Raw genomic sequence first — 12,623 nt, 5'->3', positions numbered from 1 at the left:
AGCTGTATCGCCGAATGGCGCAGACCCGGGAGCCCGCCGGCGCTGCGGGAGTCGCGAAGCGAGAGCTGAAGGGGATTCCCAGTCCACGCGAGCGGATTGCGATGCTCGTCGATGCCGGGAGCTTTGTGGAGATCGGGGCGCTGGTCAAGCAGCCCGGATCCCCGGGTGCTCTCTACGGCGACGGTGTGGTCACGGGCCATGCAACCATCGAGGGCCGACCGGCCGTGGTGATCGCTCACGACCAAACAGTCTTCGGTGGCTCGGTCGGTGAGATGTTCGGCCGTAAGGTGGCCAGCGCGATGGAGACCGCCGCCACAGTCGGATGCCCGTTCATCGCCATCAACGACTCCGGTGGCGCCCGCATCCAGGACGCCGTCACATCCCTGGCCTGGTATGCGTGGGTGAGCCGGCGTCAACACAATTTGTCGGGTCTGGTGCCCCAGGTGTCGGTGATGCTGGGCAAATGCGCTGCAGGAGCGGTCTATTCGCCAATCAACACCGATGTCCTGATCGCGACGAAGTCGTCACACATGTTCGTCACCGGCCCTGACGTGATCCGGGAGACGACGGGCGAAGAAGTGACGCTCGACGAACTCGGCAGTGCCGTCAACCAAGCCCACAACGGCAACATCCACCATGTCGCAGAAGACGAAAAGGAGGCGTTCGATTGGGCGCGGGCATATCTGCGCTTCATGCCGTCGAGCTGTTTCGAACGCGCACCGCTGGTCAATCCGGGACTGGAACCCGAGATCACCGATTCCGACCGCGAACTCGATCGTGTGATTCCCGACGAGCACAACGTCGGGTATGACATGTTCGACGTCTTGCTACGAATTTTCGACGACGGAGACCTACACGAGATCGGCGATGGTGTGGCCGCCAACATGATCACCGCATTCGCTCGAGTCGATGGGCGAAGCGTAGGTGTGGTCGCGAACCAGCCGCAGGTGGCGGCCGGCGCGATCGACGCGCGCGCCTCAGACAAGGCCGCCCACTTCATTCGTCTCTGTGACGCGTTTGGACTGCCGCTGATCTTCGTCGTCGACACACCCGGAGTTCTGCCGGGGGTCGAGGAAGAACGTATCGGCGTCATCAAACGTGGTGGGCGCTTCTTCTACGCGGTCGTCGAAGCAACCGTACCGATCGTCACGGTCATCACCCGCAAGGCATTCGGCGGCGGCTACGCGGTGATGGGTTCCAAACAACTCGGGGCAGACATCAACCTCGCCTGGCCGACCGCCCGAATCGCCGTCATGGGTGGTGAAGCCGCGGTCAGCCTCACCCAACGCCGCCAGCTCGCCTCGGTGCCGGAGGCCGATCGGGCCGCCGTCCGACAGCAGATGATCGATCTGTACAACACGACTGTCGCGACCCCGTGGGTGGCTGCCGAGCGAGGTTACATCGACGCCGTCATCGAACCGTCCCAGACCAGACTCGAGCTACGCAGATCGCTGGCGATGCTCGCCGACAAGGATGGCCCACGCAGCACTCGTAAACATCTCCTGATGCCCCTGTAGCGCCGCCGTCCCAGAGACACGACGGCCGAGACCATCACACACGAACGAGCACACTATGACCCGTCACCACGCAATTGCCGTCTGCGCCCGCACCGAGCTCCGCGGGCTGATTTCCCAGCACCACCGATTGGCCACCATCTGCGTCGACGCCCCCGGCCAACGGCGCGTCCACCGGGCGGTCGCCATCCTGCTCAACGATGCCGATCCCCAGAACTGGGGCGACACGAGCAACGTCACCGAACCCGACATCCGCGATCTCATCGTCGATGTCATCACCCGCAAGATCGCCGCGACGTCCGATCCGCAGATCCGCGGACACCTGATCGGATCCCGCATGTTGTTGACCAACGACATTGCACCCACACTTGTCATCGACAGCGCAGGATGAAAACCGACCCGCGGTGTCACGAGGGATCAGTGTGACGCCCAGCCGTCCGCGGCGCTCGCCTGCCGCCACTCGACGTCCCAGCGGTCCGCGTGACGTCGTGCCACCCCCAGGCCGACCAGACGCACGCCGGCCAGCAGTAGTGCCGCGATCGTGAGCCACCCGAACACCCCGACCGCAGCGGCACCGGCCACTCGTCCGAATCTGTCCGGTGGCTGCGGTACCACGTTGCCGGACGAATCCGTCCAGATCCGGGTCGTCGTGCCGGCACGGGTCGTCGACGGCACCGATGTGGTGTCGGTCCTGGCCACGCCGTCGTCCATCCACCTGACCGTGGCCCCGGTGTCCAGTGCGGTCGGGTCGGCGGGCAGCACGTCGACCACGCGAGCCGTCACCGGCGTGGTCGATGCGGCGCGCGCCGACACCTGGCCGTACGTCGAGCACCCCACGAGGACCGCCAGGGGGACGGCGAGCAGCGCGACGACCACGGCCACGAGCCCGACGGTGGCGACCATCCGGTCGCCTCGCCGCAGGAGCGGATTGGACGACCATGGCATCCGTCCGCCGATCGTGCCGAGCGCGTACCGCAAACCGTTCGTCCTCCCCATGGTGTCGATCTGATCCGGGACCTTGTACCTCCAGCATCTGCCGAAAACGGCGGAATGGCGAGCGACGACCGTGTACACGGTCATTTCTGTGATGGACATGACACGCTGCAACGTGGCGTCGGCGCTCACAGGGTTCTCCCAGTCATCGTCCAGCCTGGCGTGAGTCGCAGGCCCCACTGTGGGATCAAGACATCCGACACAGGAGGACCCATGACCACAGTGCTGGCACGCCCGGGTGCGACGACGCCCGGCGAACCGCCACCCCCGGCCGGAGCGCGCGGCCGCCACGCCGGCGAGAAACCGCGGCCCAAGCGCGCCGTGGCCTGGAGCCCGTTCGCCCTGACGGGGCTGTTGGTGACCACCGCCGTGCTCTACCTCTGGAACCTGGCGGCCAGCGGGTACGCCAACACCTTCTACGCGGCGGCCGCCCAGGCGGGCTCGCAGAGCTGGACGGCCTGGTTTTTCGGATCGCTCGATTCGGCGAACTTCATCACGGTCGACAAGCCGCCGGCGTCCCTCTGGGTGACCGGCCTGTCGGTGCGGGTGTTCGGGATGAACAGCTGGGCGGTGCTGGTCCCGCAGGCATTGATGGGGGTGGCCGCGGTCGCGCTCCTGTACTGCGCGATGCGACGTACCTTCACCGACGCGCGCCACGGCACTGCCGCAGGCCTGATCGCGGGCGCTGTGCTCGCCTTCACCCCGGCCGCGGCGCTGATGTTCCGGTTCAACAACCCGGATGCGTTGCTCGTCCTGCTGATGGTGGCCGCGGGTTATGCGTTGATCCGGGCGATCGGGACGAACTCGGGCCGTTGGCTCGCGCTGGTCGGTGTGGCCCTGGGCTTCGCCTTCCTCACCAAGATGTTGCAGGGATTGCTCGTGCTGCCCGCTTTCGGGTTGGCATACCTGATGTTCGCCGACAACGGCTGGTGGAAGCGGATCGGCCACCTGATCGGTGCGACCGTCGCGCTCATCGTGTCGGCGGGCTGGTTTGTGCTGGCGACCATCCTGGTGCCGGCCTCGGCGCGCCCGTACATCGGCGGCTCGACGAACAACACCTTCATGGATCTGGTGTGGGGCTACAACGGCGTGGGCCGCATCAGTGGCGGAGGCGGCGCCGGTGGGGGCGGCGGCCCCGGTGGTGGACAGGCCGGCGGTTCTTTCGGAGGTTCGACGGGCCTCAACCGGCTCTTCAGTTCGGAGATGGGCAACGAGATCTCGTGGTTGCTCCCGGTGGCCCTGTTCGCACTGGCCTTCGCGATCTACCTCGGGGTGCGCAGCTTCCCGATCTTCCGCTTCACCAACGGGATCAGCCGCGTCGAGGGTGGCGCCGTGGTCGCCTGGGGCGGCTGGCTGGTGATCACCGGACTGATCTTCAGCTTCATGAGCGGCACCATCCACCCCTATTACACGGTGGCCTTGGCGCCGGCGATCGGCGCGATGGTCGGCATGGGCGGTGTGTTCGCCTGGCGGCGACGGGATCACTGGGACGGGCGGATCGCATTGGCCGCGATGATCGGTCTCGCCGGCTGGTGGTCCATCGTACTGCTGAACCGCAACGACTTCGGGCCCGTCTGGTGCCGTTGGCTGATCGGTGCGGTGGCGGTGATCAGCGTGGTGATGCTGCTCGTGGGCAGCGTGATGGCCTGGCGTAAGGCCGTGGCGGGCGCCGTGATCATCGGTGCGCTCGCCGGGGCCGGTGGCAGCGTCGGATTCGCGATCGCGACCGCCGCGACCGCACACACCGGATCGATCCCGACCGCGGTCAGCACCTCCATGAAAAGTGGCGGCATGGGCGGACCCGGCGGAGGCGGTGGAAACCGCGGCGGTGGCAACACCCCGGGTGGCAACGCTCCCGGCGGGAACGGCAGCACTCCGCCGTCCCAGAACGGTCAGACCCAGAACGGTCAGGCCCAGAACGGACAGGCCCAGGGTGGTCAAACGCAGAGCGGCACCACGACCAACAGTGGTCAGGGCCAGCGCCCGTCCGGTGGTGGCGGCATGGGTGGTGGCATGGGTGGCGACATCTCGTCGAACACCGAACTCGTCGCCCTGCTGAAGTCCTCGGACGCCACGTGGTCGGCGGCCACCAACGGGTCGCAATCCGCCTCCGGCATCGAGATCGCCACGGACACCGCGGTGATGGCCATCGGTGGATGGAGCGGAGACCCCGCTCCGACCCTGCAGGAGTTCATCGACTACGTGAAGGACGGCAAGATCGGCTACTACATCGGTGGCGGCGGCGGACAGGGCGGTCCCGGCGGCAACTCCGAGATCTCCACCTGGGTCGCGCAGAACTACACCGCGACCACAGTCGGCGGGACGACGGTCTACCAGCTCAACTGATCCGACGCCCTCGACCGACCAGCGACCAGGAAGAGCCGCTCACCCTCAGGGGTGGGCGGCTCTTCGCATCGTCGGTGTTCTCCGGCAGGTACTGTCGGGTCATTCACCGGGGAAGGATGACGACGATGACCGACCGACTCACCGAGTTCGCCAATGGCCCCTACGTCTTCGACGTGATCGACAGCGGACCGATCGACGGCGTTCCGATCGTCTTGCTGCATGGCTTCCCACAACGCGCGACGGCCTGGGAACTGGTCGCACCGCTGTTGCACGACAAGGGTTTTCGAACGATAGCCCCGGACCAGCGTGGCTATTCGCCGCGCGCGCGACCGAGCGCTCGTCGCGATTACCGCATGGGTGAGCTCGTCGGCGACGTGGTCGCGCTGATCGACGCCCTGGGCGTCGAGTCGGTTGACCTGGTCGGCCACGACTGGGGAGCTGCCGTCGCGTGGTCGGTGGCGGGCGCGCATCCCGATCGGATCCGCACGCTGACCGCGGTGTCGGTGCCACATCCGGCCGCATTTCTGCGCGCGATGCCACGCGGACAGCTGCTCCGGTCGTGGTACATGGCGTTCTTCAACCTGCCGAAGATCCCGGAACTGTTCCTGTCCAGGGTTTTTCGGCCGTCGGCCGGGGGTGGGAAGAGGATCGGGTTGCCGGAGCCGTTCGCGAGTCGCCTCTACGACGACATCGTCGCCTCGGGTGCGCTGACCGGGGCGTTGAACTGGTACCGCGGCCTGCCTCTCGGGACGCGCGAGGATCGGCGGTTCCCGAAGATCGTCGTCCCGACCACATACCTGTGGAGCGACGGCGATTTCGCGCTCGGTCGCACGGGTGCGGAGATGACCGCGAACTGGGTGGACGCGCCATACGACTTCCGCGTCATCCACGGAGCCGACCACTGGTTGCCGGAGAACCGGCCTGCCGAGGTTGCGTCTGCGATCCTCGACCGCGTGGCGGTCCAGTCGACCTAGCGGCGGCGCCGCAATACCGCGATCAGGATCGCCACCAGGGCGGCGAGCGCCGCGCCAGCGGCGATCGGGACCGTCCGGTTCGCCGACGGGAGCTCGGTGGGCGCCCCGGCCCGGAGCTGCGCGAAGGTTGCTCGCTGCGCATCGGATTCGGCGACGGCGTCGACGACGGCCGGAGACGGACGCGACGGCGGGGCCGACGGTGCGGTCGACGCGGGACCCGACGGTCCGGTCGGCGCCTTCTTCTTGACCGGGGGCTTGGGCGGTGCGGACTTGGGCGCGGCAGGCCTCGGTGCGGCGACGTCGGGCTTCGGTGCGGGGGTATCGGGCGGTGCCGGCGGGTCCGGCTCGGCCGGCGTCTCGCTCGTCGGTTTTGTCTCCCGTGCCGCCTGCTCCTCGGCCGCCTGCTTGTCGGTCGCCTGCTTCTGGGCGGGTGACTTCTTTGCCGCGGCCTTGTGTGTTGCTGCCTTCTTCGCAGGCGCTTTCTTGGCCGGCGCCTTTTTCGCAGCCGGCTTCTTGGCTGCGGCCTTGTTTGGTGCGGCCTTGTTTGGTGCGGCCTTGTTTGGCTCAGCCTTCTTCGGCGGTGCCTTCTCGGCAGGCGTCTCGGTGGCCGGTGCGCTCTCGCCGGCCTGCTTGTCGGCCTCGGTACCTGCCGACTCCGGCGACCCGGCCACCTCGGACGCCGAGTCGTCGGACGGGGAGTCCTGGGGAGTGTTGTTCGGGCCGGAGTCGGTCATCTGCTGCTCACGCTCCCTTGCGTGGTGAATCGGTGCGGCGGGTAGGGCCCCATTTTACGACGTCGGCGTGGTCACGCACCGCGCGACGGAGGATCAGGCGCGCACGCCGAGCCGTGCCAGGATGTCCGCCTCGATGGCTTCGAGTTCTGACTCGATCGATTGGTGTGCGGTCCGGCGCTGAGCCGCCGGCATGGCCTCCGCGGCGTCGACGGCGATCGCGAGGTTGTCGAGACGGGTCGCCATCGCGGACACGAACGCCGAACCCTCGTCGGAGGTGTCCTTGGTGGCGACCTTCTCCAGCGATGCCCGGGTGCTGGCGATCCGTGCCGACAGCGTCGCGCCGTGGCCGGAGAACTGACGCAGCACATCCGGTGAGACACCGGCGCGGTTCGCCTGGAGCGCGGTGACCTGACCGCGCGCCGCCACCGCCGCGCGATAGGCGATCGGCACGACAATGGGCGACAGCAGCCGCACGACGGTCAGATAACGGCGGACACTTGCCGGGCTGAACGCCTGGGCGTCGGCGTCGGCCTTCGCCTTGGCCGCGGTCGCCTTGGCGTCGGCCTTCGCCACCTTCTGCTGGACCTTGCCGGCCGCCTTGGTGGTCTTGCGCTCCTGCTTCAACTCCTTGGCGTGGTCCTTACGGTCGGCGCGGCGTCGGGCTTTGTCCGACCTCCGCGCACTCTTCGCCTCGAGCTTGGCCTCCAACTTGGCCTTGGTCTTCAGCGCCTTGGCCTCGGCCTTTCGCTGGGCGCGAGTCTTGCCATCCGACGAGAACAATCCCATCTGAGGAACCTACCTCCTGTGCGGTGTCCCGGAGCTTGAGATAACCACCCGGCTCGGAAACCGAGCGGGAGTGCGTGCATCGGTACAAGCATTACATAGGCTCGACGAGGGCGGTCCCGCGCGAAGCGTCGGTGCACGACGCGAGGCACGGACCGATGTCGGAAAGGATGGGCGAGTGGCAGCAGCGGCAGTGGTCTTGCACCCGCGCGATCTCGCGGGCTGCGAACATCGTCTCGCGCTCGACCAGTCGCACCCCGACCTCGTCCGTGCGCGTCCCGATACGCCCGAGGCGCAGCGGCGCAAGGATGCCGCCGCGGACCATCGCGGCGGGGTGCGCGACATGGTGCGCGGTCTGCACAGCGATCAGCCACCCGGCACGGTCGTGCTGGTCGACCCGACGTCCGACCATGCGACACGCGTCGCGGCCACCATGGCCGCGTGCGCCGCCGAGACCCCCTGGATCTGGAACGCCACCTTGCCGACCGACCGCGAACGTGGCAGGCGAGGGCACGCCGAGTTGCTCATTCGCAACGGCTCCGGCTACGTCCCGGTGATCGTGGTGAACCATCGGGTCAGCTACGACGTGAAACCCGGAAACGGCGGTAACGGCGGCTCGACGCTGACGAGTCCCGTCTGGACGTGGGCACCGCGACCGGACGCGTCCCGCAACGCGCGTAATCAGCGTCGCGACCAACTGCGGCTGGCTCAGCTGACCGCGATGTTGCTCGACCTCGGGTTGACGCCCTCGGCCGACCTGGTGGATCTCAGGGGCGGTGTCATCGGGATCGACGCAGATTGCATCGTCGTCTTCGAGATGGCCGGTCTGCTGGAGGATTACGCCGAGACGTTCGAACGCCGGATGGCGATCGCCGGGCAGACCATCCCCACCACGCCGCGCCGCATCGGCGAGTGCCGGAGCTGTCCGTGGTGGCCGCGCTGTGGGCCCGAACTCGAAGAGCGCCGAGACGTGAGTCTCGTCGTCGGCGGCAACCAGAGCATCGCGCTGGGCGAGATCGGGATCACGACCATCGACCAACTGGCCCAATTCCGCGGCGCCCCACCGACGGACTGGCCGGGAAACATCCGGTTCGACGACGCGGTGCTGAACGCGATCGCCTGGCTCACCGACATCCCGCTCATCCGTCGCCTGGAAGAGCCGCAGGTCGATCGGGCCGACGTCGAGGTCGACGTGGACATGGAGAGCTACGGAGAACATGGCGCCTACCTGTGGGGCACCCTGCTGACCGACAACGCCGATCCGTCGCGCGAGGTCCGGTATCGGGCGTTCGCCACGTGGGAGCCGCTCCCCACCCGGGATGAGGGCAGATCGTTCGCAGAGTTCTGGGGCTGGCTCACCGCCGAACGTGAAGCGGCCCGCGCCGCCGGGAAAACCTTTGCGGCATACTGCTACTCACAGCAGGCCGAGAACCGGTGGCTGCTGGGATCCGCGCGGCGTTTCGCCGGCGACGACGGGGTACCGCCGCGCGCCGAGGTCGAAGAGTTCATCGCCTCCGACGAGTGGGTGGACATCTACGAGGCGGTCGGTCGCAACTTCATCTGTCCCAACGGCAAGGGGCTCAAACGAGTCGCACCGGTCGCCGGTTTCACCTGGCGCGATGCCGAGGCGAGCGGCGAGGCGTCGATGGACTGGTATCGAGACGCCGTCGGTCTGGGTGGCGCCACCCCCGATCCGGCGCAGCGGCAACGACTGCTGGAGTACAACGAGGACGATGTCCGCGCCACCAAGGTGCTGCGCGAATGGATCGACGGCCCGGCGAAAGGCGAAGTCCCCCACGAGGACACGGTGCTCGAGTTCCGCGACCGCTGAGCCCGTCCGTCGCTCCCGCGACGATCAGGATCGCGTGGCGCGCAGCGCCTCGAGGAACGAGCCGCTCCCGAGCAGGGCGACCGCACCGAGCAGCAGAAGGGCCCCGGGTGCGAGCCCGAGGATGATGCGCCGCGCCGTGGCGAGCGCGCTGTCGTCGGCAGCGGGCGGTGCCGCAGTCGGCCGGGAGGCAGCGAGTGCGGGTTGGTTCGAGTTCGGCGTCGACGCCCGGGGGGCGGGCGCCGGCGGCGGACCTGCTGGTCGGGCAGTCGTCGGTGGGACGGCCGTCGGTCCCACACCCTGTGCCCGGGCGGGAGCCGGACCCGCTGCGTCGGCAGTCGGGAGGCCGGGGACCTCGGCACCCGGTGCTGCGCCGCCCTGATGTGAATCTGCGCGGCTCGCGGGCCCGTTCTCATCCCTGCTCGTACTCCCGTCGCCCGAGCTGCCGGGCATACGTCCGCCGGTCTGCGGGGTCGAGGTGAAGAGCGGGGGACGGGACGGCAAGACGGCCGCGGGTGCGTCGTCGTCGTCCGTGGAAGTGGTGGGCTCGGTGGGCTCGGTCGTGGGTTGGGTCGGGTCGGTGGTGTCCGTGGGCCCTGGCGTCGGTTCGGGGTCGCCCGTCGTCGCGCCGCCGGTACCGGATTCGTCGTCTCCGGATTCGTCGCCCCCGGATTCGTCGTCACCGGGTTGGTGGTGACCAAGTTGGTCGTCACCACTGTGATCGTGGCCGCCCCGGCCGGGCCTGCTCCCGGAACCCGAACCGCTGTGCGATCCGGAACCGCTGTGCGATCCGGAACCGCTGTGCGATCCGGAACCGGTTCCGGATCCCGACGACGAATCGGGCGCCGAGAACGCGACGCCCGCACCGATGCCGAGCACGGCGGTGGCGATCAGCGCGGTGGCGGCCGTGAGCGCACCGATACGTCGGCGCGGCGCGGCTCGACGCGCGGCTCGGTGATTCATCGGACCCCCCGGTTCGGTGCGTGTCCTGCAACGATGATCGACTTATGGTCGCCCAGAGTTCATCTTCCGGTAAGCTCGGATTTGCGCCACCACAGGTTATTCACGATCGAGTGTGAAGAATGCCACACCGGGCAATCGTTACAGCATCGGCACAGGTGATACGCGTGGGGGGATGCGTTCAGGTACGTTCAAATCGTAACGGGCGTTGCATCCACGATGCACGCCGGTCTTAAATGTTTGCAAGTTCAAGCTTTGAATTTGCCGGGGAGAAGAATGACTTCACGAATTGCGGATGTGTCAGTAGGGGGCGACCGTCGAATGAACGTCGAGGGGATCGGCTCCGCACCACGAGAAGCACTGGACCCAGGATTGTTCGCACGCCGTCTCGAGGAACTGTTCCGTACGGTTCCGGGACCCAATGGCCGTGCCTACAGTGCAAAAGCGATCGCAGCGCGGTCGACGGAGAGGGGATTTCGCCTGGGCGAGTCCTACTTGAGTCAGTTGCGCTCGGGTAAGGCCAAGTCGCCGTCGTTCCGGACGGTCGAGGGCATCGCCGCCGCGTTCGGCGTGGATGTCCACTATTTCCTCGAGGATCGGGCGGCGCAGCGGACGCGCGACGAGATCGACCTGATGCGCCTGCAGGCCGACACCAACGTCCAGCTTGCGGCATTCCGTCTGGCCGGACTGTCGAGCGACTCGGTCACCGTCGTCAACGAGCTGATCAAGGTCCTGCGCGAGCAGCAGGGGCTGCCCAAGGATCCGCCGGACATCCTCGCTGCGGGGATCTCCGACGCCGCGACGGAGGAAGCACGCCTGCGCGTCGTGGGCGCGCGAGCGGTGGACTGAACGTCCTTGTTCGACGAGGCCCACTGATCCATGCGAAGTCAGCGTGCGCTCCGCGCATTGTGCCGTGACACGCTCAAGGGTCTCGATCTCGACCTCCCGCTCGACGTCACCCAACTCTGCGACCGCTTCGGCGCGCAGCGGGGACGTGCCATCCGGCTGATCGCCCACCCGCTCCCTGCCGGGGTGCCCAACGGGATCTGGTTGGCCGCCGATGACGCGGATTACTTTTTCTACCAGGCGAATACGTCCAAGCTGCACCAGGATCAGATCGTCGTGCACGAGTTCGGACATCTGATCGCCGGACACCAGATGCTGGGCGCGGTCTCGGCGTCGGCCCTCACCACCCCCTCCGACGAGCAGTCGGACGCGGCGCTGAACCACACGTGCTATTCGGACGCGCGTGAATGGGAAGCCGAGATGCTGGCGTCGATGATCCTCAACTGGGCCGGTGAGGCGCGTCTGACCGTCGGATCGACACCGGACGACACCCATCTGCGTGGCATCCAGCGGGTCCTCGGCGGGCACAAGGGCTGGCTGTAGCGTGATCGTCGTCGGCGTGGTCAACGCGATTGCCGCACTCCTCTTCGCGGCTGCATTGTGCTGGCGCCTCGAACAGATCCGACGCGAGGGCGGTGGCCTGCAGGCCGTCGCCATGACGGTGGCCATCGCGGCCTTGACCATGGCCTTCGTGGTCTCCGGCGACGACGTCACGGATGCGATCGACACGCTGACGTTCACCGGCGCCGACCGTGTTCTCTTCTACGCGTTGCTCGCCGTCGGCGTCGCCGCGCTGATCGTCGTCTTCTTCTATCCCGGTCGGTCCACCACCCGAGAGCGCCGGGCCGGCATCGAGGCCATCCCGCTGGTGGTGGCGCTCGTCGGTCTGCAGGTGACGATGCTCGTCATACCCACCGACCTCCGCACCGAGCAGGTCTCCGAATGGACGGTTCGCAACGTCGCGTTCGCCCTGTTCATGCTGATCGCCAGCGGGTACCTCACGTACGGGTTCGTCGCCTGCGTGCGGAGCGTCGGCACGGTCATCGTGATCGCGGCTGGCTACCTGCGGATCTCGTTGGGCCTCTTGCTCGTCGGCCTCGTCTTCCTCACCGTGAGTACGGTGCTCCAGATCGTCTTCGTCATCGGCTCGGCGGGCGATGTCGTCCGGCTGCCGTGGTTGTTGGACGTCAGTCGGGTGTGCTCGATCATCGGCGTGGTCGCCTTCCTGATCGGCATCAGCTTCCCCATGCTGCGGTCGCGCTGGCATTCGATCACGGTGCGTCGTCGCCACCGACGCGCCGCCGACGACCTGATCCCGCTCTGGGAGATGGTGACCGGGCCGGTGCCCGAGGTGGTCCTGCCGACGCCCGGATCGCCGTCGGCGTCGATGGTGTTCCATCGCCGCGTGGTGGAGACGCGCGATGCGCTCACCCAGCTGAGCCCATTTCTCACCGAGGATTTCGACGTGGTCGACGACGACGCCCGAGTGGACATGCTCTGGGCGGCGGTCGAGGAGTACGAGGTCGCCGGACGGCCCCGGGGCGCTGTACGTGAGGTGGTGCCCGGCGGGCCGGACATCGATGCCGACGCGGAACCCCTGTTGAGGTTGTCGAGGGCGGTCGCCGCGCAGTCGGCCTAGCGGCCG

The 12,623-nt window shown here is 67.7% G+C and carries 12 protein-coding genes; 8 read left to right on the top strand and 4 right to left on the bottom strand.

The features are described from left to right. Nucleotides 1-14: 14 nt before the first annotated feature. Together ACPXCG_RS16690 and ACPXCG_RS16685 are read left to right on the top strand one after the other, a co-directional pair. A complete protein-coding gene (locus ACPXCG_RS16690; RefSeq protein ID WP_425793476.1) occupies nucleotides 15-1,517 on the top strand; it encodes an acyl-CoA carboxylase subunit beta in 1,503 nt (500 codons plus the stop codon). A 55-nt stretch (nucleotides 1,518-1,572) separates the two neighbouring features. Then, nucleotides 1,573-1,905 (top strand): hypothetical protein, encoded by a 333-nt coding sequence (locus ACPXCG_RS16685; protein ID WP_425793088.1) that lies wholly within the window; start codon nucleotides 1,573-1,575, stop codon nucleotides 1,903-1,905. Nucleotides 1,906-1,931: 26 nt separating this feature from the next. On the opposite strand, the gene ACPXCG_RS16680 is transcribed toward ACPXCG_RS16685, so the two are convergent. Then, the gene (locus ACPXCG_RS16680) at nucleotides 1,932-2,609 is read right to left on the bottom strand and encodes an Rv1733c family protein (RefSeq protein ID WP_425793087.1); all 678 of its coding nucleotides are present in this window, start codon (nucleotides 2,607-2,609) and stop codon (nucleotides 1,932-1,934) included. A gap of 111 nt (nucleotides 2,610-2,720) precedes the next feature. Between ACPXCG_RS16680 and ACPXCG_RS16675 the strand changes: the two genes are divergently transcribed. Both ACPXCG_RS16675 and ACPXCG_RS16670 read left to right on the top strand, forming a co-directional pair. After that, nucleotides 2,721-4,853 (top strand): ArnT family glycosyltransferase, encoded by a 2,133-nt coding sequence (locus tag ACPXCG_RS16675; protein ID WP_425793086.1) that lies wholly within the window; start codon nucleotides 2,721-2,723, stop codon nucleotides 4,851-4,853. Nucleotides 4,854-4,978: 125 nt separating this feature from the next. Further along, on the top strand, nucleotides 4,979-5,827 hold the full coding sequence (locus ACPXCG_RS16670; protein WP_425793085.1) for an alpha/beta fold hydrolase: 849 nt from the start codon (nucleotides 4,979-4,981) through the stop codon (nucleotides 5,825-5,827). Here the strand turns inward: ACPXCG_RS16670 and ACPXCG_RS16665 are convergent. Both ACPXCG_RS16665 and ACPXCG_RS16660 read right to left on the bottom strand, forming a co-directional pair. After that, the gene (locus ACPXCG_RS16665; protein WP_425793084.1) at nucleotides 5,824-6,561 is read right to left on the bottom strand and encodes a hypothetical protein; all 738 of its coding nucleotides are present in this window, start codon (nucleotides 6,559-6,561) and stop codon (nucleotides 5,824-5,826) included. The genes ACPXCG_RS16670 and ACPXCG_RS16665 overlap by 4 nt on opposite strands. A gap of 93 nt (nucleotides 6,562-6,654) precedes the next feature. Continuing rightward, the gene (locus ACPXCG_RS16660; protein ID WP_425793083.1) at nucleotides 6,655-7,347 is read right to left on the bottom strand and encodes a DUF6474 family protein; all 693 of its coding nucleotides are present in this window, start codon (nucleotides 7,345-7,347) and stop codon (nucleotides 6,655-6,657) included. A 175-nt stretch (nucleotides 7,348-7,522) separates the two neighbouring features. Between ACPXCG_RS16660 and ACPXCG_RS16655 the strand changes: the two genes are divergently transcribed. Continuing rightward, nucleotides 7,523-9,175, top strand: a complete 1,653-nt coding sequence (locus tag ACPXCG_RS16655; protein ID WP_425793081.1) for a TM0106 family RecB-like putative nuclease — start codon at nucleotides 7,523-7,525, stop codon at nucleotides 9,173-9,175. Nucleotides 9,176-9,199: 24 nt separating this feature from the next. Here ACPXCG_RS16655 and ACPXCG_RS16650 read toward each other — a convergent pair whose 3' ends face one another. After that, a complete protein-coding gene (locus tag ACPXCG_RS16650) occupies nucleotides 9,200-10,135 on the bottom strand; it encodes a hypothetical protein (protein WP_425793080.1) in 936 nt (311 codons plus the stop codon). 318 nt (nucleotides 10,136-10,453) lie between these two features. Here ACPXCG_RS16650 and ACPXCG_RS16645 point away from each other — a divergent pair, with 318 nt between their 5' ends. The 3 genes from ACPXCG_RS16645 to ACPXCG_RS16635 are packed head-to-tail and all read left to right on the top strand — an operon-like array spanning nucleotide 10,454 to nucleotide 12,617. Continuing rightward, nucleotides 10,454-10,981, top strand: a complete 528-nt coding sequence (locus tag ACPXCG_RS16645; protein ID WP_425793079.1) for an XRE family transcriptional regulator — start codon at nucleotides 10,454-10,456, stop codon at nucleotides 10,979-10,981. Nucleotides 10,982-11,011: 30 nt separating this feature from the next. Further along, entirely contained in the window at nucleotides 11,012-11,521 is a 510-nt protein-coding gene (locus tag ACPXCG_RS16640; RefSeq protein WP_425793078.1) for a hypothetical protein, read from the top strand. 16 nt (nucleotides 11,522-11,537) lie between these two features. After that, the gene (locus tag ACPXCG_RS16635) at nucleotides 11,538-12,617 is read left to right on the top strand and encodes an MAB_1171c family putative transporter (protein ID WP_425793077.1); all 1,080 of its coding nucleotides are present in this window, start codon (nucleotides 11,538-11,540) and stop codon (nucleotides 12,615-12,617) included. Nucleotides 12,618-12,623 lie beyond the last annotated feature (6 nt).

The organism is Gordonia sp. DT218 (assembly GCF_049847105.1).
Lineage (GTDB): Bacteria > Actinomycetota > Actinomycetes > Mycobacteriales > Mycobacteriaceae > Gordonia.
The sequence above is the reverse complement of the archived record's forward strand: the minus strand, read 5'-3'. Positions and strand labels throughout refer to the sequence as shown.

Coding starts and splice junctions, on each gene's coding strand:
- ACPXCG_RS16675 (WP_425793086.1), top strand. CDS start 2,721: ATGACCACAGTGCTGGCACGCCCGGGTGCGACGACGCCCGGCGAACCG.
- ACPXCG_RS16645 (WP_425793079.1), top strand. CDS start 10,454: ATGAACGTCGAGGGGATCGGCTCCGCACCACGAGAAGCACTGGACCCA.
- ACPXCG_RS16690 (WP_425793476.1), top strand. CDS start 15: ATGGCGCAGACCCGGGAGCCCGCCGGCGCTGCGGGAGTCGCGAAGCGA.
- ACPXCG_RS16650 (WP_425793080.1), bottom strand. CDS start 10,135: ATGAATCACCGAGCCGCGCGTCGAGCCGCGCCGCGCCGACGTATCGGT.
- ACPXCG_RS16660 (WP_425793083.1), bottom strand. CDS start 7,347: ATGGGATTGTTCTCGTCGGATGGCAAGACTCGCGCCCAGCGAAAGGCC.
- ACPXCG_RS16680 (WP_425793087.1), bottom strand. CDS start 2,609: ATGTCCATCACAGAAATGACCGTGTACACGGTCGTCGCTCGCCATTCC.
- ACPXCG_RS16665 (WP_425793084.1), bottom strand. CDS start 6,561: ATGACCGACTCCGGCCCGAACAACACTCCCCAGGACTCCCCGTCCGAC.
- ACPXCG_RS16670 (WP_425793085.1), top strand. CDS start 4,979: ATGACCGACCGACTCACCGAGTTCGCCAATGGCCCCTACGTCTTCGAC.
- ACPXCG_RS16685 (WP_425793088.1), top strand. CDS start 1,573: ATGACCCGTCACCACGCAATTGCCGTCTGCGCCCGCACCGAGCTCCGC.
- ACPXCG_RS16640 (WP_425793078.1), top strand. CDS start 11,012: ATGCGAAGTCAGCGTGCGCTCCGCGCATTGTGCCGTGACACGCTCAAG.